Source organism: Nitrosomonas sp. Is35, from assembly GCF_033063295.1.
GTDB lineage: Bacteria > Pseudomonadota > Gammaproteobacteria > Burkholderiales > Nitrosomonadaceae > Nitrosomonas.
Genome location: NZ_JAWJZH010000001.1, coordinates 2530375 through 2554965, shown reverse-complemented (window position 1 = coordinate 2554965; position 24591 = coordinate 2530375). Strand labels below are relative to the sequence as shown.

The following is a 24591-nucleotide window of genomic DNA, read 5'->3' as shown; positions in this document are numbered from 1 at the left end:
AATGAAGCTTCGCACCGATTGGTCAACACAATATCATCTGCACATCAGTGACGGTAAGAGTCAGGAGAAAAGATTATTACCGGCGCTGGAGAGGGATTATTTCAACGTCGCCGATATGCGTTTTCACACCTTATTGGCGCTGCTGGTTGAATATGCGCAAGTGATGAAGTTTTATAACTTGAATAACCGGGAAGACGGAACCTGGGCGCATTTTTTCTCACTGGACGAGACGGTTGTCATTGCCACGATTCTGGCTGTTGATCTGGATAAGCTGGCGACCGGCGCCGCCGCTCAGAGCAATACGGCTGACGATGAATTGGCAAAGGCATTGCGTGCATTGTCCGCAAGAGAAATCAGCCAGCATATGCTGTCGTCTTATACTGCGGTCAGGTTGTTGGACCGGTGGCTGCAATTACTGTCGCGGACAAAAAATGCCATCGGTACCGAATTGCGCAAGGTGTTGGAAAGCGTTATTACCGGACTCAGGAAAGATATCGATGTGCTCGGGCAATATTTGGCTGAGCATGTCGCGCATCACACGCTCGAAACGATTTTCTCCCGCGATTTAATGACATTGTTGCAAGTGACGGAAGAAACCACGCTCAGTCACGCCAATGCAACGGTTGATGTGGCCGATGCCGTTCCGATCCGGTCCAGTTTCTATGCGTTTGTCAAAGCCATTGAGATGGTGCAAGGCAGTGCGGAAAAATTATTGTCCGTTTCGTTAACCAGCAAGGATCACGAACCCGCCGCGGGATTGCTGCTTGCCTTCTTGCAGCTGTTTCAGAAACTGCACAATAAAATTAATCGCTTCACGTTGAATTATGTCGATTTTTATTACGATCAGGTGCTCAAGGTTCAACCGCGCGGTTTCACACCCGATCATGTTTATTTGGCGCTCGTTCCGAACAAAAAGAATCACACCGTATTGATACCGAAAGGAACGGAATTTCTCGCCGGTAAGGATGAGAACAAGCAGGATATTGTTTATACCGCTGACGACGATGTCCTGATAAACGATGCCTCGGTGAGCGCTATTCATACGTTATTTTTTAAGCGCGATCCGCTGAATTTTCCCGAAAATGGTTTGAACGAATCGGTCGTGTTGAATGATCGAGCCAGTGCGATCACCCGGCAGATCCCTACCGGCGGCTGGTTGAACGACGTGCCGGTTTTAAGCGGCGATAGTGTGCTGAACGGCGAAAATCTCCCGGCATACCCATTATTCGGCGCGCCGAAAGAAGGTGAGGAAACCATTCTGCTGCAGCATGCCCGCATCGGATTCGCGCTGGCCAGCAAGGCGCTGTGGCTGCAAGAAGGACGCCGTACGGTCTCTATTCACATGAAATACGCCGCTGGACCGGGAATCACTCTGGAACAATGGATCCGGAAAATCGCGGCAACCATGCAACCGTCCGGCAGCGCCGGTGAAATAACGCCGATCCTCGAGCAGCAAGCTTTTTTTAAAGCATTCCGGGATATTTTCATCATCAGCTTGTCGACCTCAGGCGGATGGCGGGAGATCGCGGAATATCTGCCATCCTATTCAGGCATTGCGCAGCAACAAGTAGAAAACAGCCTGACGCTGACTTTTTTCCTGCCGGAAAACTTTCCGGCGGTCGTTCCCTACGATTGCAAAATTCACGGTGAGGGTTATGAAACCGGATTGCCTGTGGTGCGATTAGTTTTGAATCCCAAGAGCTACTTATATCCCTATGGGATTCTGAGCAAGCTCGAGTTGGAGCGGATCCGCATCGATGTCGCGGTGGAAGGATGCCGCACGGTGCAATTGCACAATAACATCGGACAATTATCCCCGCTCGCGCCGTTTGCGCCGTTTGGCCCGCTGCCGGAGGTTGGTTCGTATCTGATCGTGGGATGCCCGGAAGCAGCCGGAAAGCAATTGTCGGATTTCAACGTCGAAATCCAGTGGGGCGGTTTACCTGCCGGTATCGGCGGTTTTAAAACCCATTACCAGGGCTATGAAACATTCGACGATACCGACTTCCGCGTCAGCACAACGGTACTGTCCAATGGCAAATGGCTGCCGGAGAATGCCAAAGCGGCGGTTGTCAATTCCCTGTTTCACATTAAAACCGGTTTGGATGGCGGCAGCGAAGTCAGCGCGTACCGTAAATTGTCGTGCGCACCGGTCATTTCCTATTGGAGTCCTGTTGAATATCGCAATGCTTTGACAGAATTTGGTTACACGCCCTCCACCCATCGCGGTTTCTTCAAATTCACCCTGACGGGGCCGGGGTCAGCATTCGGTCATCGCGATTATCCCACGGCATTGGCTAATGTACTGACTTTCAACGCTAAACAGAAACATGCCAAGTTTCTTAAACGCGTGCCAAATCCGCCGTACACACCGATGATTACATCCATCGCAGTCAACTATAAAGCTTCTGCGCAAATGATCATGGGCAAGGAAGAAGTCAATTGCGTTGCAGCGCTGCGGGAAAGAATGATCTATTTGCATCCGTTGGGGTGGAAGAATGTCACTGTGCGAGCCGATCAAGCGAATTATTTATTGCCGCAATTTCTCCACTCCGGGAATTTGCTGATCGGTTTGAAAGGATTGACCGGCGGTGGTGTGATTACGCTTTATTTTTATTTGCGTGAGAACTCATTGCCGATAGAAGCTGATTCGCTGAAGGAAATGCAGTGGTTTTATCTGGCGGATAACCAATGGTTTCCGCTCAGCGCTAAAGAAATCGTATCCGATTCCACGCAGCGGTTCATGCGGTCGGGAATTATCACGTTGAATATTCCGGCGGATATTTCCCAGGATAATACCGTATTACCGGCCGGATTATCCTGGTTGCGGGTGTCGTCCGATCACGATCTGGACAAATTTTGCAGTTTGTATTCAATCCATGCGCAGGCGTTAAGAGCCAGCCGGTATCTGGAACAGAATACCGTGCCGGGCAATTCCATCCGCTTGCCTGCCGGTGCGGTGTTGCGTGCGCGCAAATCAATTCCGGGCATAGGCGCCGTCAAACAAATTCAACCCTCTTTTGGCGGCCGTTTGGCGGAAGATCGCGCTCAGTTGCGCATCCGCGTCAGCGAGCGGTTGAGGCATAAGAAGCGCGCGTTGTTGCCAGCCGATTATGAATTGCTGATACTGGAGCAGTTTCCGCAAATCTATAAGGTGAAGTGTTTTCCCGGCATGAACCCTGATTTTGTGTTCAAGCAGCGCTTCAGTCCCGGTCATGTGCTGATTGTGGTGGTGCCTTATCTCGCCCGGAATGAAAGCGTCACGCAGAAACCGCTGCTGAATGGCCACCTGATTGAAGAAATACAGGATTTTATCAACCAGTATGTGCCGCCGTTTGTGACCGCGCATATCATTAACCCAGTGTACGAAGTCATCCAGGTGCGCTGCACGGTCAAGCTGAAGAACGCATTGCTGGCCGGTATGTATCTGGAACGGTTGAACCGGGCGATATCGGATTTTCTGTCGCCGTGGAACGAGACCGTGGGATATACCCGCCACTTTGGCTGGATGGTCAGTAAACATGAAATTGAGTCTTTTATTCAGAGCCTCGATTATGTCGACCGTGTCACCAATCTTTCGATACTGCGTATTGCCCCGGCGGGTGAAGACTTTTTCGATCTGTTTGATAGCGCCGATAAAACGGAGGATTCGGAAGTGAAAGATATTGTTCCGGTATATCCCTGGAGTATCGTGGCGCCTATCCAGCAGCATTTTATCGAGATGGACGATCGCTACGATTTAATCGAGCCGGAAATGACCGGCATCGGCGAACTCGAAATTGGCAGTACTTTTATAATTTCTGACGAAAAATGGCGCGAAAAGATAGAAAAACACTAGAAGCCAAATTCAAGAACGGCAGGATGCCTTCTGAAGTGGCATTTGCCGATTTAATCGATTCGACGCTGAATCTGATTGATGATGGATTCGAGAAGACAGCCGAAGAGGGGTTGAAAATTTTTCAGCTGGGTGACGGCAAGCTGATGAGTTTTTATCAGAGCATGGCGACGCTCAGCCCCATGTGGTCTGCCGGTATCGATAATGCAACGGGAAATTTGAGCTTCGGTAATAAAAATAACCCGCATATTCTGACATTGCGCAGCACCGATGGCAGCAACGCCGAGTCCGGCGATGCGGTAAAAGCCGGTGTCGGTATCAATACCGATAATCCCCGCTTTGAACTGGATGTCGCCGGTACCATCGCTTCGCATGGCAGAGTCGGACGCCGCGGAGAGCTGCCGGTACCCGCGGATGGAAACTGGCACGATATCACCGAAACGCTGACCGGCTGTCAGGCCTTCGAAGTGATGGCCGGTGTCGGTGGTAAGGATGCCGACGGCAAGTATGCCTTGATGCATGCTTTCGCGCTCAACGCCTATAACGACAAGAGTCACATCACCTATCATCAGGCGCACTATGGCGCAAAGTGCAATCGCTTGGAATTACGCTGGGAGCGCGGCGCGAATATCGAAAACTTTGAATACACGCTGCAACTTCGTGTGGAATCGTCATACGGTGACAAGATCTGGGTGAATTATTACATTACCCGGTTATGGTATGACCCGGTGATGTATGAAAGCGAAAAAGAGCCGGAATCGGCGTACCCCAAGGTTTTACGCAAAAGACAGGAAGACAAATAAATGTCCGCGCGCATGCTAGTCATTCATTTGAGCTTGCAGGAAGGTAATCTGCTGCTGGAAGCGCTGGCCGAGCTGCCGTTCAAATCCGTATTCGAACTGATCGGTAAATTAAATCAGCAAGCCAATGCATTGTTTGCGCCGGGTATCGCGCCGCAGGAACCGCAGCGCTTTGTGTTTGCCGAAGCGGAACTGTCACTGGCCATCAAGGCATTGGGAAATTTGCCTTATCATCGCGTCCATGCATTGCTGACCGGTTTAAATCAGCAAATCCAAGCGCAATTGAGCAACCCGCATTCATTCGCAGCTTCGCAAGAGTATGCCGGCCTCTGAGCAAATACCGCGTATCCGGATCGATCCCGATGGATTGGATTTTGAGACGTTACGCAAGGAAGCCATCGGTAAGGTTCAGGATTTATCCGGTGACATATGGACCGACTATAACCTGCATGATCCCGGCGTCACCATTCTGGAACAACTCTGCTATGGGTTGACCGATCTGTCTTACCGTTCCGGATTTGCCGTCCCGGATTATTTGGCCGGTGAAAAAGGAACCATCGATTATCAGCAGCAAGCGCTCTACTCGCCGGAAGAAATTCTTCCCAGCGCCGCAGTGACCGGAATCGATTATCAAAAAATTCTCTACGACGCTATTCCGGAAATCGATTATGTCTGGCTCGAACCCAGCGCGACGGAAGAGAATGCGGGTCTTTACACCATATTTGTGAAGCTTGACGATGAGCTGATTCAAAGCCGAGTGGATCCACCCAAACAGAGCGAGAGTCTGAGCGAACTATCCGGTAAGCTGGAACGGATCAATGCCGCTTCGGAGCATGTCCGTTCGCTGCTGGATCAACTCGGCCATCAACTGGATGCCTGCCACGAAAACTTGAAACGTGGGTACGATTTTGCGGCTGATATTGACTTGCCGTTCCCGGCATCCGAGCAACTGGCTGAGCAAATAGGCGATATCCTGCATCAGCTGGATGCGAGTTTATCGAGTGTCGACGATATCTGGAGCAAGATCGGCTCCATCTGGTCGGTCATGATGGACTCATCGCTCAGCGCGGATTTGAGTAGCCGGTTGAACGAAGTGTTGTTCAAATTGGATGCGGTATTCCATTATGCGAAACTCAACGATGCGTTAAATAATATCCTGGCTGCGATCGAATCAAACCCGGATGATTGGATAGCCAATGGCGGCGAGTTGCTGGCGAAGCTGGCCATTCCCTTGTCGCGCTTCGAGGGTGTGTTATCCAGACTGGATAACATATTGGCGGGAATCGGCGACGGCTTGTTTTCGGAAATTGATACGCCGGATCAACGCGCCGGGAAACTCGATGAAAAGGCGGTCATACAAAAAATCCACTCTGTTTTTGCCGCGCATCGCAATCTTTGCGAAGATATTCATCGCGCCGAAATTATCCACACGATACCCTATTTTCTGGCGGGCGAGATCGAAATACAACCGGCTCACAATCGCGCCAAAATTTATGCCGAAATTTTTCTACAATGCGCCCACTATATTTCTTCCGGCATTCAGATTGACCGCTATGAATCGATTCTGAGCCAGGCGGGCAATTACGAGCAGATTTTTTCCGGCCCGCTGACACGGCACGGTTTTATCAGCGACCGGTGCTTTGAAGGCGCGGAGGAGATTCTTAGCGTAGTCGATTTGATTGCCCTGATCAGTCAAATCGACGGTGTGAACAAGGTGCACGATTTGTACCTGATTAACCAGGAAAACAAGAAGTTCACCAGTATTTCCTATGACTCATCGCGCTACGAATTTCCCGATTTGTGCTTCCCCAAATCCGGCAAACCGAGACAACTATTGCGGCTGGTGCTTCCTCAGGATGTGAGCCGCAAGAATCATGACGGCAAGGCGGGGTTTACGCCCTACGAGAATGCGCAAGACGAAGCGTTGCTGGAAGAAACGCGTCTGGAACTGAAAAAATTAATTTTTGCATACCATGCATTCAGAAATAACCGCCCGTCGTTTGCGCATTTAATTCCGCTACCCAAAGGAGAGCGGCGGGTATCACCCGATTATTACTCGATTCAGAATCATTTTCCGGCCATTTACGGGATTAACCGTTACGGTATTCCGCAATCGGAATCACCCGGCGTAAAAGCAAAGGCAAAGCAGCTCAAAGCATATCTCTTTCCGTACGAGCAATTGATGGCGGATTACTTGAAGCATCTGCAAGAAATGCCGCGCTTGTTTTCGCTCGATTCCGGGCTGGAACAGTCCTATTTTTCCCAGTTTCTCGATGACCGGAATATTCCCGGTATCGAATCGCTGTATGCGGGCGGCAAGCAGTATAGCCAAACCGTTCTTGCCGGTATTCTGGCGAATCATGATGACTTTTATGAGCGCAGGAATCGCGTGCTGGATACGGTATTGGCGATGTATGGCGAGCAATATCCGCAACGCTCATTGCAGCAATTCGATTGTTACCGGCGCGCCGATCCAGGCAAGTGGGTGATCGAAAACAAAATCAATTATCTGAAATGCATCCGGGAAATCACGCGTGACCGGGCGAAGGGTTTTAACTACTTGAAACCGGTATTGCACGCTCATCATGGTGAGCTGGAAGAGAATCTCGCCGGTGCGCATAAACGGATCAGTATTCTGCTGGGATTGCAGTCATTCGATCGCATTGCATTGATTACCGATGTTCTCATTGGAAGAAACAGCCGTCTGATTCCCGATCATATTCTGGCGGAACATGTGCAATTTTTACCGGAGAAAATGGAAGATCGTGCGATTCCGATCGTGTTCGAGCAAGAAAAATTTGCCGGAATTGCCATTCCCGCAAAGCTCCCGCCGTTTGGTTACGGCGTTTTTAAGGATGGAGTCGAGATAAAAAATTTCCGCCTGATCAGCACCAGGGAATATACCGCCGTGTGCTTGAAGTCCGGACAGAATGCCCGCTTGTGGCCGTTGAGCCGCAAACGCAACCGGGATGAAGCGGTTCGGTACGCGCATGAGTTCTGCAACGCGATCACGCAGTTGAATATCGCATGCGAGAGTTTTCATATGATCGAACACGTGCTGCTGCGGCCCCGGGGGGAAGATGTTGCTAGCGGTATTCCCGGGACTGAAGATTTTTTTGATTTCCGCGTCAGCGTGATCTTTCCATCCTGGACAGCAAGGTTTGCAAATACCGCGTTCCGTAAATTTGCCGAGGAAACGGTGATCAAAAATCTCCCTGCGCATATTCTCCCCGAGTTTTACTGGCTCGACTTTGTCCCTATGCAGGATTTCGAGCAACGCTATAAAACTTGGTTATTTTGTTTGCAGCAGGCGAACCTCGATCATCATCAGGATAATTTCAAGCCATTAAACAGAGCATCGGAACGAATCATCTCTTTTCTGCTGAAGAACAGAGGAGAAGCAGATTGTGAATGCTGGCTTTAATACTATGTCGAGAGCGCACCGCATTGATGAATTTATTTTTGACTGTTCGTTCGATTCTCTCTCGTTAGCCAATGAACACGAGCCGGAAATGAATGCTTTCCTGACAGTAAAGTTGCTGCCCGCCATCGATTCAATCCTGGATGAATTCGATGAAACCGGTGCGGTCTGGCGCTTGGATCGGGTGGAAATTGACCTGGGCGATATTCCCGGCGTGGATTTTTATGCTGAGCTGGTTCAGCGCGTGCAGGAAGAATTGAGTGATCAGTTGCGTGCGCTGCAAAGCAATTTGGCGCAATCCGGATCGATGCCGGTCAAGACGTTGCCAGCGCAATTACCGGTACAGCGGTTAAGTACAATCCAGACGGATTTGGAAAAACTACAGGATTTTTTGCTGACGGGCCGGATGCCTTGGTATATGGACACGGCAGATCGGCATGCGCACGAAAAAATGCTCCAGCAAATACTGCGCGAGCACAGCGCCAGCGCAGCTTGGGTACATCTGCTCAAACGCTTGCCATCGGCGGAAAGAACAGTAGTGATTAACCGCTTGGTTTCGCAGTTTCCGCACCGTGCATTGGAGGATGTTTTAAGCCGTATCACGCCGGATCATGCGCATCCGCTGCTGGATTTCCTGCGGCTATATCAACGGGCAATATCAGACATGGATGCCATGCCAGCCGCTCAAACACAGGCGGTCAATGCCGTATGGGAAAAGCTCTTGGCAATGCTGCTGCAACACGGTCAGGCTGCGGATAATGGGGTGACTGTGCTGGATCGCCTTTTCCGGGAAATTGCACCGCTGCAAGCGCGAGAATCGCTCTCCCTGCTGAAAAGAATCCGTCAATTCGCTGTGCAGTCTCGTAACGAAGGAAAAACCGGCAACTTACTGTATGACGCATTGCTAGCCATGGAAAATGCCTATGCACGGAATTTGCATACGGATTCCACGGAAAACTCAGTCTTGCCAGCGCGCCGGAATGACCATCAGGATGCGGTACGAGACAAGATAAAAGGGACAGAAAATGGGCGTAGGCAAGAAGAGGTACAACACTCGCAGAGCACTGCACAACCCACTGAAGCAGAACAAACCCAGCCGATACATGAAGCATTGTATTCCCGCATCATAGCCGCGCTGCAACAGGCGAAGCTGATCGATGCGGAATTTGCTTCGAGCGTGCTGCGGCTGCAAGCGGCTGAACGGCGGCAACGGTTGCAGCGCTTACTGCAATCGCCGCAAATAAAACCCCAGCTGCTCCAGCTGCCGCAATCGGTTCTGCTGGACATCGGCTACTGGCTGTCGCCGCCAGCAGCGCTGCTGATCGAACGCCTGCTGGCGCATAGCGCCGTCCTGCACCGGTTGCCGGGATCGTCCCCAAAAATAACCCAGAAACACTGGAAGCAGCAGTTATGGGGCGCGAGTCTGGATTACCTGTTGTCCGGAACCGCGACGGAGATCGATCCGGCCGTATACTTGCAAACGCTCGTGCGCGCTGTCTCTCCGGAAGAAGCGGACTTGCAGACAGTGCTCCGCGCCTGGTACGCAGCGCTGGAACACAGCGAAACCGGCGGCGCGATGGCGACGTTATTGCGAACCCTTATCGGCGGCGCACCGGCATGGCAGCGGGCAGTAGAAGAAACCTTGCACTTCGCTCAGGAGCTAAACCCGGAAAGCGAAGCAAGCGCTCCTTACCGGCAACTCCAGCAACGTTTCGCAACTGGTCAGCCGACCGCCGGGCAGTACAGCCTACGCACGCTGCTGGAAACGTTAGCAACCGGTTACCCGGCGCAACTGCGGCAACTGTATCAAGACCTGCGCAGCCGCCGCTACGATGTAACGGCAGCGCAACTGGACGCAATCGAATTGCACAGCTTGGTTGAACATCTGCTGCGGATGGAATCCGCCAGCGACACTGCCGACCGGCGCACTTTCCTGCAGGCGATAGAGAAACATGCCGATCAAGTCAGTGACCGGCAAGCCTACTACCGGTTGCTGCTGGAAGAGCTACTGCATGACCGGGAAATCGACCTGGAAGCGATTGCAATCCAGTCGCAGCAAACACCTTCCCGGTTCAGTGATACCCCGGTAGACTGGAACAAACAAGACAAGCAAGACAAGCAAACCGAAACGGAATCAGCAACCGGATTCACTGCACAACAATCAACCAAACAACCCTTCCCGGCAGGCGACGAAACACTGTATGCAACAGTAATCGCAGCCTTGCGCGAGGCACAGCTGATCGACGCGCATCATGTAACAGTTGAAACAGACGACCAACCGGCTGAGCTCAGGCAACGGTTACGCATGACACTGCGCACGATAGCCGTACCCGGCTGGGTGGATAAACTGCCGCAATCCATACGGATGAATATCGCGTACCTGCTGGCACCGCAAGCGGCGGTGCTGAATGAACACCTGCTGGCGCAGACAGACAAGCTTTACCGGGTAACCGGACAAAATAACCGGCAGCAATGGCAACAGCGTTTATGGGCCGCTAGCCTGCGGTATCTGTTGACCCTGGATACTGCTGAGATCACACCGGCGATCTACTTGCAGGCACTCGCACGCGGCGTATCGGATGAGACTGGTGTGCAGATCACACTACGGGCTTGGTATGAAGCGTTGGCGCAAGGCGAAGCCGATGATAAAACGCAAACGGCTGACTTTCAGCATCTGCCGGAAAACCGGGTAGAAGAACGGAAAATTGATCCGAAAGCGATTGCAGCGTTACAGCAGCAGACATTGCCTGAAAACGATCCTACCCATAAAAATCAGGATAAGCCGATCACAGCCGAACCGGTGAGCACCGGACCAACTTTCCAACCAATGGCGCCGCAATCCCGAACCGGTTTTGAGACACTGTATGTCACCGTCATGGCGGAACTGCGCAGAATAGGGCTGATTCATGAGCGTCTCGCGGTTATGGAAGAAGGTATTCAGCCTGCGAACCTCAGACAACGGTTACTGACTGCATTGCGTGCGATAGCCGTACACGACTGGGTGAATCAGCTGACGCAATCGGCCCGGATGGATATTGCCTATTTGTTAGCCCCGCCAGCGGCAGTACTGAATGAACATCTACTGGCGCACGCGGATACGCTATACCGGGCGGCTGCCTGGATTGAACAAAGCAGCCGGAAGCAATGGGAACAGCGCTTATGGACGGCCAGCCTGCGCTATTTGTTGACCCTGAACACCGCCGAGATCACACCGGCGGCTTACTTGCATGCACTCGCATGCGATGTATCGGGTGAGACCGACGCGCAGATCACGCTACAGGCTTGGCATGAGGCGCTGGCGCAGCGTAACACTTCCGGTGTGTTGCATACACTACTGAGAGACCTCACTGTGAGCACTCAGGCAAAGGGGCAAACGGACACGGTACACCGTGAACCGGCAAAACCGCAGGCGGCAAGAGAAACTGAAAATATAGAAGAAACCAGATTGCCGCAGATCACTGCACAACTCGCTGAAGCAAAACGATCCCAGCCGGTGCATGAGGAACTGTATTCCCGCATCCTAGTAGCGCTGCAACAGGTGAAGCTGATCGACGCAGGCTTTGCTTCGAGCGTGCTGCGGCTGCAAATGGTGGAGCGGCAGCAACGGTTGCAACGTTTGCTGCAATCGTCGCAAATCAAACCCCGGCTGCTTGAATTGCCGCAACCAGTTCTGCTCGATATCAGCTACTGGCTGTCGCTGCCTGCGGCGCTGCTATTCGAACGCCTGCTGGCGCATAGCACAGTCCTGTACCGGCTGCCCGGATCGCCCCAAAAAACAATGCAGAAACACTGGAAGCAGCGGCTGTGGGGCGCGAGTCTGGATTATCTGTTGTCCGGAACCGGCACAGAGATCGATCCGTCCGCCTACTTGCAAGCGCTTGTGCGCGCTGTTTCTCCGGAAGAAACTGACTTACATACAACGCTCCGTGCCTGGTACGCAGCGCTGGAACACAGCGAAACCGGCGGCGCGATAGCGACGTTATTGCGAACCCTCATCGGCGGCGCACCGGCACGGCAGCGGACAGTAGAAGAAATCCCGCATTCCGTTCAGACACTGAACCCGGAAAGCGAAGCAAACGCTGTTTACCGGCAGCTTCAGCAACGCTTCGCAACCAATTATCCGGCGCAACTGGATGCATTCGAGTTGCACAGCCTGATTGAACAACTACTGCACTTGGAATCCGCCGGTGACACTACCGACCGACTCACTTTTCTGCAAGCGATAGAGCAGCACGCGGATCGCGTCAGTAACCAGCAAGCCTACTACCGGTTGCTGCTGGAAGAGTTATTGCACGACCGGGAAATCGACTTGGAAGCGATTGCAATCCAATCACAGCAGGCACCCTCCCGGCTCAGTAATACCGGTGAAGATTGGAACGAACAAGCCAAACAAGCCAAACAAGCGGAAGCGGAATCAGCAACCGGATCAGCTTCGCAGCAATCAACGAAACAACATTCCCGGCCAGGCGACGAAACACTGTACGCAACAGTACTCGCAGCCTTGTACGAGGCACAACTGATCGATGCCCATCGCGCAGCCATAGAAACAAGCATTCAACCGGCTGAACGCAGGCAACGATTACGCAGCATATTGCGCACGATTGCCGTACCCGACTGGGTGGATAAACTACCGCAATCCATACGGATGGATATTGCTTACCTGTTGGCGCCGCAAGCGGCAGTGCTGAATGAGCACCTGCTGGCGCAGGCAGACAAGTTATACCGGGTAAGTGGACAAGAAAATCGGCAACAGTGGCAACAGCGCTTATGGGCCGCCAGCCTGCGTTATCTGCTGACTCTGGATGCCGCTGAGATCACACCGGCGGCCTACTTGCAGGCGCTCGCACACGGCGTATCGGACGAAACCGATGCGCAGATCTCGCTACGAGCTTGGTATGAAGCGTTGACAGGGAATAAAACTGCTGCTGCGATTCGTTTATTGTTACAGGCAGTGATCGAACCTCCAGCTGAGTCGCTGCACACTGGAATGGAAAATCCACTGACCGAAACCGGAGTCAATCCATCGTTGCCGGTTGAGCAAGCAGTGGCCATCGATTGGGATGCCTTGCTGAATAGAACTGAGTCGACCGGTGTCACAGAAGAAATTTATATCGATAATGCCGGGCAAGTATTGGCAGCACCGTATTTGCCGCGGCTTTTCAGCATGCTGAAACTGGCCGAGGAGGGCGCTTTTGCCGATCGCCAAGCAGCCGAGCGTGCAGTGCATTTGCTGCAGTTCATGGTCAACGAGCAAACGCAATCGCCGGAATACCAGCTGACACTGAACAAAATTCTATGCGGCGTATCGACCGGCATTCCGATCTGCCGGGAAATCGCTATCAGCGCGCAGGAACAGGAAACGATCGAAGGGCTGATCCGCGGCATGATTCAGAACTGGAAAACCATCGGTAATACCTCCATCAGCGGTTTACGCGAGACATTCCTGCGGCGTAAAGGGAAGTTGCAATTAAAAGAGGATGGCATGTGGTATTTGACGGTCGAGCCCGGCGTGTTTGATATGCTGCTGGATAGTTTGCCGTGGAGTTTTTCCGTCATCAAGCACAGCTGGATGGAGCGTGCGGTTCATGTCACCTGGCGCTAATCGGATGAGTCTTACAAGGGAAGCATAGTCAGCGATGGAAAGTCGTGCAAACGCAGCTGCGCTGGAAAAAGAAATAGCCTGGTTCAAGGCGGTGCTGGCAGCACGCTGTGATATTTATTTCTGCCGGGAAGGCGCTATTGAAGATATTCATCAGTTACCGCCACCGGATATTGCTCAGGAGCAATCGGAATATGCGCAACTGGTGCGGGAATACGCCATGGGATTCGATGAGCGCCTGGTGATCATTCTAGCGCTGCTGCCGCACATTCAACCGCATGTGCTGGACACTTTTTTATTGAACAACCAGGAGACCGCGCGGGGATTTACCGAATTCGGCGGATGGAAAGGCAAAGGACACAGCGGATTTTTACCTACTTGCGAGACGGCTGTTTTCATTCTGGCGGGAGACGATCTGGCAAAGCGTTTTGACGTGATGCGCCTGTTTCAGCCCGATCATTACTTGTCCAAACAGCAGATTATCAAGGTGGAACATATCGCCAGCGGCGAGCCTTTTTTGAGCGCCATGTTGATGATGTCGGTGGAGTATTTGAACCGGTTGACGCTGGGGCGTCACGATAAACCCGATTACGGTATTCATTTTCCGGCCAAGCTGATCAGCACGTCGTTGACTTGGGACGATCTGGTGCTCGATCCGGAAGTGATGGATGAAATCGACAATATCAACACCTGGCTGCGGCATTCGCACACCATTTTGCAGCAATGGAATCTGGGCAGGAATATCAAGCCGGGTTACCGCGCGTTATTTTATGGTCCTCCCGGCACGGGAAAAACGTTGACGGCGACGTTGATCGGATCGAGCATCGGCGTCGATGTGTACCGTATCGATCTGTCGATGGTGGTATCCAAATATATCGGCGAGACCGAAAAGAATCTGGCGAATGTGTTCGATCAAGCGGTCAATAAGAATTGGATTCTTTTTTTCGATGAAGCGGATGCGTTATTCGGTAAACGAACGCAAACCAGCAGTTCGAATGACCGCTACGCGAACCAGGAAGTATCGTATTTATTGCAGCGCGTTGAGGATTATCCCGGTGTGGTGATTCTGGCGACTAATTTGAAAACCAACATCGACGAAGCCTTTGCGCGGCGTTTCCAGACCTCGGTGCATTTTGCGATGCCGGATGCCGACCAGCGTTTAAGATTGTGGCAAGGTATGTTTGCCGGCAGCCGGTTGCTGGCGGCGGACGCCGATTTGGCCAAGCTGGCGGAAAGCTATGAGCTTTCAGGCGGCGCTATTACCAATGCGGTGCGCTATGCCGCCATTCAAGCGATACGGATGAAGCGCGATGTGATTATTCAGGATGACCTGATCAAAGGCGTGATAAAAGAATTGCTAAAAGAAGGCCGAACACTGTGAGTATGCGATGAAAAAATATTTCCTTTGCTGGATGGTGTGCATTTTTTTAAGCTGCGGCGTTTCTGCTGCGCTGGCAGTGGACGCGCAGTACGATCGCCTGCTTGATCAGGAAAAATTCAAGCGGTTGGATAAATCCACTGTCAGTGGCATGCAGCGCAATCTGGCGTTGATTTATCAAGGCGATCGCGATTGGAAAAAGGATGTTGCGCAGAGCAGGCAGCCGCTGACAGATGGGAGAATGGGGCCGGTCACGTTGTATTGGTTGCAACGGTTTATCCACGATTTCAAGATTGAGCCGATCGGCCAATATGTCAATGAAACCAAAAACCGTCTGGAGCGTATCGCATCCTTCGCCAATATGTTTCCGGAAGAGGCAAAAGTGCTGATCAGCGCCGATTTTGCCTTGTGGAACGGCGATCTGCCGGAAGTGCAGAAGAATAGTTATTACAAGGTGCGGCGCAGCGGAACCGATCAAGCCTTGCTGGATCTTGTGTACCTTTATCTGCAAGTGATCGATCCACAGGTGGAATCGATAACGGTCCATAAGAATCAACCGATGATCAATTTCTATCAGCTGGCGGCGGAAGATTTCAAGATACTGCAAGGGAAAGGCCAGATTTATGCGCAGTTGTCCAAACTGGTCAATAAGAAATTCGATAACGTAGCGGCTTTGCAAGCGGCCGTCGCCGAAGCGCTGAAGGATTATCCCGATTTGGTTGATCGATTGACGCCAGTGATCCAGCAATATTACCGTTATGCCGATGCTGTCATCAGTCAGAATTTTCTCGATGTGCTGATGGGCGATGCGCTGTTTACTTCGCTCAATGGTGTTCTCGTTGCATTATTGGATAAGTCGTTAAAAGGTGTCGCCTATCCCGATAAGCATCTGTTCGAGCAAGCGGCGAAGTCGAAAATCTATGCGGGCATCGGCGCCTGCCAGGATGTGAATAAACAGAATGCCTATGTGTCCGGGTTAAAAATCAGCGATGACGATTTTAAAAAATTGACCGAGGACTTGCTGACCGGCCCCTATCAGGGAATGCGCGATTTTTCTCAGCAGTTGAAGGAAATTGATTTATTGCGCCTGCATCCCAAGGAGGATTGCGAAGACCATGATTTGGCATTGATCGATGAATTCATCGCCGGGTTGTATACGCAGGTGGTTCAGCCTGCCATCGCACCGTTGTACAAGAAAAGCCCGGTTTATCGCGCGGCATCGCCGGTTCAATGGGATGGCAGCGGCTGCGGTTGTGTGCTGGATGATTTGTCCGGCACGGTGTACGGTTTTTACCCGTTCTGGCTGGCTGGAGAGAAGCAAACGGTCAATTTCAGCGTGCTGTCCAGAGTCGCTTATTACGGGCTTTCGTTTGATGAAGACGGCATCATCAAGCACGCGAATAATGTACATAACGAAAGCACGATTTTATCGCTGGGTGATGCAGGCCGGGATGCGCAAACTGCATTTATTCAGGCTGCCCGCAAACACAACAGCAAAGTCGACTGGGTCATCCGCAATGATAAATCGTATTGGGAGCGTTGGAGGAAGCTGTCCAATCCGTCCAAAGCAGCGGTTTTTGAAACGTTGACGGAAAACATCGTGAATCTGCTCACCAGCCAATTAACCGATCGTTTCAGCACAATACGGCAAAATATAACCTTCGGCATGATTCCGCCGCCCGCACTGGGCGATGGCATTACGCTGTATTTCGATGGTTTCCCGGACGATCGCGAGTCGGTTGAATTGTTCAACCGCTTTTTTACCGAGTTGCAGAAAAGATTGTTTGCGCAGGGAGGCGACTATTTTGTCAATATCCTGGTGCCCCAATCCGCCTTGGGCAGCGGTGTTTACCGCTATGCCAATTTATTTGCCTGGGTTGATAATACCAAGCCTTCCAGCAGCGCGGATACATCGTTTGCAACCAATGCGCGTTCTGACGTGAGAACAAAGATTCTGATTCTGATTGAGGAACCGACTACGGATTCCAAGAAGAAATTGCGACTGGATATTGAAAATGGCGAACTGCACGGCATCGAACGCGGCATATTGCTTAGACATATCGTTCCGGTCATCGAATTCGACGGCAGGGATTGGAAGCAGCTGGAAGACGATATTGTCTACTTTAAAGATAACTTCGGCGGAATCGGGTTCTGGCCTTTATGGGCCAACGAGCCGGAGGTGGTCGAGGAAATGCCATTCCGCTGCGATGAAATTAATTTTGTCAGCGGTTGCCTGGTGAGATATTTCCAAAATACCACTTGGCATGGCGAACCGGAGTCGATACTGGAAAAAATGGTTTGCGAAAATCGCGTGTACTTCCGGTTGGCATGGATTGCGCTGAGCTTGTTATGTTTGTTATTCACCCTCTTGTATCTGTATTCATGCCGCATCCATAAGAAAATCAGTAACTTTTATGTGATTTATCTGCTGGTTATTCTGCTGCCCGCACTGATTACGGGATTGCTGCTGCTAACCTATGATCCCGTGCTGGAACCTGTTTCTGCGGGCAATTTGCCGTTGATTTTGGTTGTCTCCGGCGGTATTGCAGTTAGTGTCATTGCTTATCAGCGGCGGAAAAAACAAATGCGCAAGCCATCGCGGCCTAGAATCAGCGATTAGGCCGGGTATGGATTTGGAGCGCAGAGGATCGATCCTTATAGGAAAGACACAATGGACTTGATTGAAAAAGCGACCGTCATGCACTATCACCGCCATCGCATTGCCGAATTTCAACACGGCACGGTCGAATCACTGGGATGGCGCGGCGCACATAGCCAGCAAGTGCGCTACCAAGTGCTGGCTAAAGTGGGTAACTTGAGTGGTAAGACGATACTCGATGCCGGGTGCGGATATGGCGATTTAAAAGCATTTCTGGACCAGCATTTCTCCGGCTTCGATTATATCGGCATCGATCAAATGCCGGAGTTTATCGCCGAAGCCCGGAAGCGCTTTGAAGGTATCGAACGGACAACTTTTTATCAAACCGACTTCAGCACCGCCGAGTTACCGCAGGTCGATTACGTCATCGCCAGCGGCGTATTGGGATACCGCTGTAAAGATGACAGTTTTTATACCGCCATGATCGGCAAACTGTATAACAGCGCCCGGATCGCGCTGGCTTTTAACATGCTGGATAAAAGCCGCTTCCCGCAGCATGATTTACTGATCGGACATGACCGGGAAGAAATTCTGACACTTTGCCGGGTACTGTCGCCGCGCGTAGAATGCCTCAATGATTACTTGGAAGATGATTTTACGGTGTTGATGTATCGGAACGACGGATAATGTTGTTTGTGGTGACACAGAGGATTTCTGTTACTTATGGCGAAGAAAACCGAGATTAAATGGTTAAGCGAATCTGAAGCGCATAATTATCCGGCGGCTTTATCGTACTTATGTTTGATTTACGATGAACAAACGGCTGCCCATCATGTGGGTAATTTGAAGCAAGCGGCGATGTCGCAATTTAAAGCCAAGGATATTTTTAGATCGTCCGGCTTATCGTTACTTGGGATCAGCAATACCCACGTGCAGAAGAATCAGCAGAAAATACAGGCAGGAATTCAACTGTCACCTATTCTGCTGGTGCGGGATCCGGCGAACGGCAAGGTAATTGTTGCGGATGGCTATCACCGGCTATGCGCGATATACAGTTACGATGAGGATGCCGATATTCCGTGCAAAATTGTATAGCCATCATAAGGTATGTAGCTTGATTGAGGATATTAACCAAGCGAGCGTTAATGCTTAATCTCGGCATGTAACTGCAAGCTGCGCTAAATAAACGGAGGGTAATATGAAACAGTCATTATCGATTGAATCAGAATCACAGCAAGCTCGCCATTCTGCAGTATCAGCAAACAGCGTACTTGGTGTCCAAGCTTTTGCCGATAATCGCGAATCAACAGCCGCCCAGCGTCAATTAAAGATTGCCATGGCCAACTTCCCGCAAGCCGCAGCGCAACGGAGAACCAGTCAACTGATGAATAACAATCCGCGGCTGCTGGTGCAACGCAAAATGTTATCGGGAGAACCGGTGCAGTGCATAGAGGAAGACGAATCCTTGCAAAAGGAATCCGGGCCGATCCAACGAGTCGAAGAGGAAGAATTGCAGAAAAAAGCGGCCACGGATTTTCCCGCGCAATTGGAACAACAATCCTCCGCCAAGCCAAACAATACCGGCCTGCCGGACAATCTCAAATCCGGAATAGAGAATCTATCCGGTATGTCGATGGATTCCGTCCGGGTACATTACAACTCATCACAACCAGCGCAATTGAATGCACTGGCTTATGCGCAAGGAACCGACATTCATGTCGCGCCGGGGCAGGAGCAGCATTTGCCGCATGAGGTGCGGCCTGTTATGCAACAGGAACAGGAAAGGGTAAATCCTGCCACGCAGATGAAAGGTGTGGTGCAGCGCGATGAGGATAGAGACAAGAGTTATGCCAAGATAGGGGCGATGAGCACGCTTGGGTTACTTGGTGGTGCGGCATTGTTGGGTGGAGCACTGCCGACGTTAGGTTTACTCGCTGGTGGCGCAATTGTTGGTGGGGCAATTGGGTGGGGAGCATCAAGGTTGAGAGAGAGTTTTTTACCAGAGGGGCCATCGACATCACTGGCACCTGTAGAAGATAGTTTTGAATACGGACACGATGAAGAAGAGGGATTGGGGGAGCAGGAGTCGAATTTGAAGGCAGCTACTAGAGATGATGTTAAGCCCGAGCTTTATGGTGAAATAGAAGAATTAACAACCATGTTTGGGAATCTCAGTCTTAATGAAAGCGGTAAAAGTACTCAATACATGTCCGCAAATCGTTATAACACTCAGCAATTTAAGCTGATGCCAGGGGCAACAGTATTCCAACTTGCGCGTGGATCGGGACCGAGCTATCAGGAGTATTACAAATCAAACTCTCATGGGGATTACAAGAAAGTAGAATACAATCGTAATACATTGGGCACTTTTGATTTTGCCAAACGCCCTATGGTATACAAGGGGGGAAGATGGGAAAATCCTGTTAAGAACGGCTCAAAAGTTGATCTGGAGCAAGGTGCAAAGAAAAAAGGATATGGAATTACTAGTGGAAAGAAATTGGCTGAGATCAGCAAGGCATCTCGTGCTGTGCATTTTAGCATTGCGAATCGTATCATGAAGAATGGCGCTGGACAAAGCAGTCCAGATGGTTGGACTTGGCATCACTTGCCTGAGGAATACAAAATGGTGCTGGTCGATCGCCAGGTACACCGTAAGCATGGACATAACGGTGGTAAATTTCTCTGGAAATAATTGCATGGATGTCGGGCGTGTAAGAATTCAGTTACTGAATTATCATTTTTATAATTAGATATGACGATGTAGCTAAAGCAATTATTGACAATTGAATCGGAACGATAACTGACACATAATTCTGTTGCATCAGAGATGCTCTATGGTTGATCAGGTTTTTGTGGTAAATCGTGAGGCAACAGCAGTTCAGCTAAATTGATGCTTAAATAATAAATTTCCAGAGAAATGATTAACTCAATTTTAGTTTAGTCCAGATTGAAGCAGGTTCTGTGTTTACTGATTCTAAGTTAGACAAAGCTAGAAGTTTGATGTACTTTTTGTCAGAATAAACTGTTAATCCATGCGGCTAAAATATAGTGGAGGGGAGAGGTAATATGAAACGATCATTACCGGTTGAATCAGAGCGGCAACAAACGCGCAATCCTGCTGCCGTGGCAGCTATATCATCCGTTCATCAAGCTTTTGCGGACAATCGTGAATCGACTGAAAATCAGCGTCAATTGATGACTGCTATGGCCAATTCTCCCCAAGCTATCGCGCAAAGAAAAATTAGCCAACTGATACACAATAGTTCGCGCATGCTGGCGCAGCGCAAAATACTATCCGGTGAATCCCTGCAGCGCATCGAGGAAGATGAATCGCTGCAAAAGAAATCCGAGCCGATCCAACGGATTGAAGAGGAAGAATTGCAGAAAAAAGCGGCTACGGATTCTCCCGCGCAATTGGAAGAGCAGTCTTCTGCGCAAACGAACGGCACCGCGAATAACACCGGCTTGCCGGATAACCTCAAATCCGGCATAGAGAATCTATCTGGTATGTCGATGGATTCGGTCCGGGTGCATTACAACTCATCGCAACCGGCGCAACTCAACGCGCTTGCCTATGCGCAAGGCACCGATATCCATGTCGCACCGGGGCAGGAGCAGCATTTGCCGCATGAAGCCTGGCATGTGGTGCAACAAGCGCAAGGCCGGGTGCAGCCGACGATGCAGATGAAGGAAGGTATTCCCATCAATGATGATCGTGGGTTGGAGCACGAAGCGGATGTGATGGGCGCGAAAGCATTAGGAAATGCTGTGTAGCTTTAATAGAAGTTAACCGGCGGGATGGGTGTTGAATCTGGCCGGATCCGGGATTTATTCAATGTGCCGCAACATCGCTACTCCAGCGCAGTCTGCAAGCGGCTATCCATCGTCAATGCACGAAAATCCGTCTCCCAGCCTTTGAGCTTATCGTGCGCATGCTGGCGCTGTGCTGGCGTGGTGCTGTTGTGCATGCGCGTGATAAAGCCGCAGGTGTGTTCGGCTAATTTCAACTGGTAAGCGCGGTAGTCCGGATCGTCGGAGCGGTGCGTGTGTTCAATCAGTTTCCGCAATGAAGCCGTGGCCAGTTCAGGTGCGGCGGATTCGGCGGCGAGCAGGCGCAGTGTCCGCAAGGTTTCTTGTTGCCGCCGCTGGCGTTCGGTCAGCCATGCCTCCGGGTTGAAAGGGGAAGCTTCAAGGCTGGCGATGATTAAGCGCCGCTGGGCTTTGTCGATATCGCCGTACAGATTCTCGATGCGTTTAACCGTCCGCTTGATGGCTGCGCGCTGCCGGTCCTCGGGATCGGGTTGCAGGAAATCTTCGCGTAGTTCCTCGTTACTCTTGGCATAACGTTTCTCGAGATGACGCCATTGCGTTTCACCCAAACGCAATGCCACCGGTGTGCCGAGGTGCACGGCGTGATCGAAAGCGGGCGCGATGATAGCTTGCAGCTCGTCGGACCAGCTACAGACTTGCGTGGATGTCAACTCACCGTCGATCCGGCTGCGTATCGCGGCTAACCAATCCGCGTATTCCGGCAATTGAGTGGCGCGGTGCCAGCCAAACCATTGGTGAATGGCGTGCTTCGCCTGCGGTGTTTGTTCCCGGCTGAAATCGACATACCCGTCGAGCCACCACCACGCCAATTGCGGCCCGTTATCATAGCTCAGACGCAGCATGCTGCAACCGCTGAACAGCAACAGCGCAGCGATCAGCGCGATTCTTGCGAGTGATTTCCGTAGGGTGTTCGGCATGGTGGCAGGTATCAATTCAAACGTGAACAAATGGGAATTTTACAGCAATCGCAGAGGTTTTTTCTTTAGTGACGATTCATTCGGAATCGCTAGGATTCGTGCGCTTTTGGCGATAACATGGCAGAACTTTTTACTTTAAACGCATGCAATGAGTTTTCCGCGAATTTTCTACATTCATGACCCCATGTGCAGCTGGTGCTACGCCTTCAACCGAAGCTGGGCCGCATTGCAGCAGGCTTTGCCACGCGACATGGAAATTGTTTACCTCGTTGGCGGCTTGGCGCCGGATACTACCGAACCGATGCCGCTCGCAACGCAAAAAATGGTGCAGCAAGCCTGGCAGCGCATCGAACAAACCGTTCCCGGTGTGCACTTCAATTGGGATTTCTGGTCGCGCAATACGCCGATCCGCTCAACTTATCCAGCTTGCCGGGCCGTTCTGGCAGCCAAAAAGCAACGCGCGGAAGCCGAACCGGAAATGATCCGCGCCATTCAAACCGCCTATTATCAACAAGCGAAGAATCCCTCACTGCCGGAAACCTTGCAAGCTTGCGCCGATGAAGTTGGATTGGACGCGGAAACCTTTAGCGAAGATCTGAAAAGCCCGGCGATAGAAAGTGAATTACAGCAGCAAATGCAACGAGCTAGAAGCATGGAAGTCTATTCCTACCCGTCTTTGCGGCTGGTCATTAACAATGCCGTGTTTCCGATTGCTATCGATTATTTGGATTATCGAGCCATGCTGGATGAGATAGGAACAATCGAATCGGTAGCGGCTCGTACTTGACCGGCAATATTTTTTCCAAATGAATTTCTAATCACCTATACTATCTATTCAAGAATATATTCATATATTAATTCAAATGTATGTCACTACACGCCGAGACTATTCGGATGCGACTATTGGGCGGGCCGCTATCCGGACATCAACTATCTGAAATTATTGGTGTCAGTCAACCAACGATCTCCCGTGCTCTGACCGAACTGGGCGATGAAGTCGTTCGGATTGGCGCTGCGCGATCTATTCAGTACACGCTGCGCGATGTCATGCGCGGCTTGCCGGACTTCCCGGTTTATCGAGTCGATGCGGAAGGCCGGATACGTCAGCTGGGAATGTTGATTCCAGTGCGTCCGGAAGGGTTCGTTATGTGCGAAGAGAATGGCGCCGCGCTTCATAGCCACGGCTTGCCCTGGTGGTTGTTTGACATGCGTCCCCAAGGGTATCTCGGCCGGGCATACGCTGCTCGTTACGGCGTTGAACTGGGGCTTCCGGAACGGCTCACGGACTGGGCCGATACTCACGCTTTGCGGGCGCTGCTTGCGCATGGCCATGATGTGGTAGGGAATCTGCTGCTGGGCGATATTGCGAGGGATCGTTTTCTCGCCGCTTCCATTCCCGATCCAATCGAGGAGAGACAAAAGGCCAAAGAATATGCTCGGTTGGCACTAGAAGCCGCTCGTGGTGAGAAACCCGGATCGTCAGCTGGAGGCGAGCAACCAAAATTCACCGCCTTCGCCACCACGCCCGATGGACCTCGGCACGTCATCGTGAAGTTCAGCGAGATGGAAGAAAATCCTGTGAGCGAACGCTGGCGTGATTTGTTGCTAGCCGAACATCTTGCGCTGGAAACGCTACGCGAGGCCGGTATCCCTGCCGCCAAGACACGGATAGTGGATCACGGCAGCCAACGTTTCCTTGAAGCGGAGCGTTTTGACCGTATCGGCAACTTGGGCCGGTGTGCACTATTCTCCTTAGCTGCATTGGACGCCGAATTCGTTGGCGCAGGAACAGGCGGTTGGCCCATCATCGCCCGCTGCCTGGCGGCTGACGGTCAGATTCGCCAAGAAGCAGCGGATCGGGCAGATCTCCTGTGGGCTTTCGGCACCCTGATCGGTAATACCGACATGCACAGCGGCAATCTGTCATTCGTCTCCGGACAGGGTCTCCCTTATGATATCGCACCGGCTTACGATATGACGCCAATGACCTTTGCACCCCGCAGTGGCGGCGGGCTACAGAACGCCATGTCCGAAGCAAGCATTTGCGCTGGTGTGACCAACGAAACCTGGCGATACGCCGAACAACTGGCTCGTGTGTTCCTCGCTCAAATGAAAGCGAGCACAGGATTCAGCCACCGGTTCGAATCGTGTATCGCTGCACTCGAGGACTACATCAAGACGGCCAGTGCTAAGATTGACCGGCTAGGATGA

At 51.5% G+C, this 24591-nt stretch carries 14 protein-coding genes; 13 read left to right on the top strand and 1 reads right to left on the bottom strand.

All coding sequences use genetic code 11. The features are described 5' to 3' along the window. Position 1 precedes the first annotated feature (1 nt). The 11 genes from R2083_RS12025 to R2083_RS11975 all read left to right on the top strand — a co-directional run bounded on the left by R2083_RS12025 (position 2) and on the right by R2083_RS11975 (position 21406). A complete protein-coding gene (locus tag R2083_RS12025; RefSeq protein ID WP_317538601.1) occupies positions 2-3838 on the top strand; it encodes a baseplate J/gp47 family protein in 3837 nt (1278 codons plus the stop codon). Next, positions 3811-4638 carry a hypothetical protein gene (locus tag R2083_RS12020; RefSeq protein WP_317531488.1) on the top strand — a complete coding sequence of 276 codons (828 nt, stop codon included), beginning with the start codon at positions 3811-3813 and terminating at the stop codon, positions 4636-4638. Before R2083_RS12025 ends, R2083_RS12020 begins: the two co-directional genes overlap by 28 nt. After that, positions 4639-4968: a hypothetical protein gene (locus R2083_RS12015; protein ID WP_317531487.1), complete on the top strand. Its 330-nt coding sequence runs from the start codon at positions 4639-4641 to the stop codon at positions 4966-4968. Then, on the top strand, positions 4955-8059 hold the full coding sequence (locus R2083_RS12010; RefSeq protein ID WP_317538600.1) for a hypothetical protein: 3105 nt from the start codon (positions 4955-4957) through the stop codon (positions 8057-8059). Before R2083_RS12015 ends, R2083_RS12010 begins: the two co-directional genes overlap by 14 nt. A 4-nt stretch (positions 8060-8063) precedes the next feature. Continuing rightward, positions 8064-13658, top strand: coding sequence for a contractile injection system tape measure protein (locus R2083_RS12005; protein WP_317538599.1), 5595 nt, complete (start codon positions 8064-8066; stop codon positions 13656-13658). A gap of 34 nt (positions 13659-13692) precedes the next feature. After that, positions 13693-15036 carry an ATP-binding protein gene (locus tag R2083_RS12000; RefSeq protein WP_317538598.1) on the top strand — a complete coding sequence of 448 codons (1344 nt, stop codon included), beginning with the start codon at positions 13693-13695 and terminating at the stop codon, positions 15034-15036. A gap of 7 nt (positions 15037-15043) precedes the next feature. Then, the gene (locus R2083_RS11995) at positions 15044-17653 is read left to right on the top strand and encodes a hypothetical protein (protein ID WP_317538597.1); all 2610 of its coding nucleotides are present in this window, start codon (positions 15044-15046) and stop codon (positions 17651-17653) included. 51 nt (positions 17654-17704) lie between these two features. Further along, a complete protein-coding gene (locus R2083_RS11990; protein WP_317531482.1) occupies positions 17705-18319 on the top strand; it encodes a class I SAM-dependent methyltransferase in 615 nt (204 codons plus the stop codon). A gap of 36 nt (positions 18320-18355) precedes the next feature. Next, the gene (locus R2083_RS11985) at positions 18356-18727 is read left to right on the top strand and encodes a hypothetical protein (protein WP_317531481.1); all 372 of its coding nucleotides are present in this window, start codon (positions 18356-18358) and stop codon (positions 18725-18727) included. A gap of 103 nt (positions 18728-18830) precedes the next feature. Continuing rightward, a complete protein-coding gene (locus R2083_RS11980; protein ID WP_317538596.1) occupies positions 18831-20324 on the top strand; it encodes an HNH endonuclease in 1494 nt (497 codons plus the stop codon). 374 nt (positions 20325-20698) lie between these two features. Then, entirely contained in the window at positions 20699-21406 is a 708-nt protein-coding gene (locus R2083_RS11975) for a DUF4157 domain-containing protein (protein WP_317531479.1), read from the top strand. 77 nt (positions 21407-21483) lie between these two features. Here the strand turns inward: R2083_RS11975 and R2083_RS11970 are convergent, their stop codons facing one another. Next, positions 21484-22380 carry a DUF6279 family lipoprotein gene (locus R2083_RS11970; protein WP_317538595.1) on the bottom strand — a complete coding sequence of 299 codons (897 nt, stop codon included), beginning with the start codon at positions 22378-22380 and terminating at the stop codon, positions 21484-21486. 148 nt (positions 22381-22528) lie between these two features. Here R2083_RS11970 and R2083_RS11965 point away from each other — a divergent pair, with 148 nt between their 5' ends. Continuing rightward, entirely contained in the window at positions 22529-23167 is a 639-nt protein-coding gene (locus tag R2083_RS11965) for a DsbA family protein (protein ID WP_317538594.1), read from the top strand. 80 nt (positions 23168-23247) lie between these two features. Beyond that, positions 23248-24591 (top strand): type II toxin-antitoxin system HipA family toxin YjjJ, encoded by a 1344-nt coding sequence (gene yjjJ, locus R2083_RS11960; protein ID WP_317538593.1) that lies wholly within the window; start codon positions 23248-23250, stop codon positions 24589-24591.

What these genes read in the sequence shown, in the direction of transcription:
- R2083_RS11975 (WP_317531479.1), top strand. Translation starts at nt 20,699, where the DNA reads ATGAAACGATCATTACCGGTTGAATCAGAGCGGCAACAAACGCGCAAT.
- R2083_RS12020 (WP_317531488.1), top strand. Translation starts at nt 3,811, where the DNA reads ATGGCGCGAAAAGATAGAAAAACACTAGAAGCCAAATTCAAGAACGGC.
- R2083_RS11970 (WP_317538595.1), bottom strand. Translation starts at nt 22,380, where the DNA reads ATGCCGAACACCCTACGGAAATCACTCGCAAGAATCGCGCTGATCGCT.
- R2083_RS12005 (WP_317538599.1), top strand. Translation starts at nt 8,064, where the DNA reads ATGTCGAGAGCGCACCGCATTGATGAATTTATTTTTGACTGTTCGTTC.
- R2083_RS12000 (WP_317538598.1), top strand. Translation starts at nt 13,693, where the DNA reads ATGGAAAGTCGTGCAAACGCAGCTGCGCTGGAAAAAGAAATAGCCTGG.
- R2083_RS12010 (WP_317538600.1), top strand. Translation starts at nt 4,955, where the DNA reads ATGCCGGCCTCTGAGCAAATACCGCGTATCCGGATCGATCCCGATGGA.
- R2083_RS11985 (WP_317531481.1), top strand. Translation starts at nt 18,356, where the DNA reads ATGGCGAAGAAAACCGAGATTAAATGGTTAAGCGAATCTGAAGCGCAT.
- R2083_RS11965 (WP_317538594.1), top strand. Translation starts at nt 22,529, where the DNA reads ATGAGTTTTCCGCGAATTTTCTACATTCATGACCCCATGTGCAGCTGG.
- yjjJ (WP_317538593.1), top strand. Translation starts at nt 23,248, where the DNA reads ATGTCACTACACGCCGAGACTATTCGGATGCGACTATTGGGCGGGCCG.
- R2083_RS12025 (WP_317538601.1), top strand. Translation starts at nt 2, where the DNA reads ATGAAGCTTCGCACCGATTGGTCAACACAATATCATCTGCACATCAGT.
- R2083_RS11990 (WP_317531482.1), top strand. Translation starts at nt 17,705, where the DNA reads ATGGACTTGATTGAAAAAGCGACCGTCATGCACTATCACCGCCATCGC.
- R2083_RS12015 (WP_317531487.1), top strand. Translation starts at nt 4,639, where the DNA reads ATGTCCGCGCGCATGCTAGTCATTCATTTGAGCTTGCAGGAAGGTAAT.
- R2083_RS11995 (WP_317538597.1), top strand. Translation starts at nt 15,044, where the DNA reads ATGAAAAAATATTTCCTTTGCTGGATGGTGTGCATTTTTTTAAGCTGC.
- R2083_RS11980 (WP_317538596.1), top strand. Translation starts at nt 18,831, where the DNA reads ATGAAACAGTCATTATCGATTGAATCAGAATCACAGCAAGCTCGCCAT.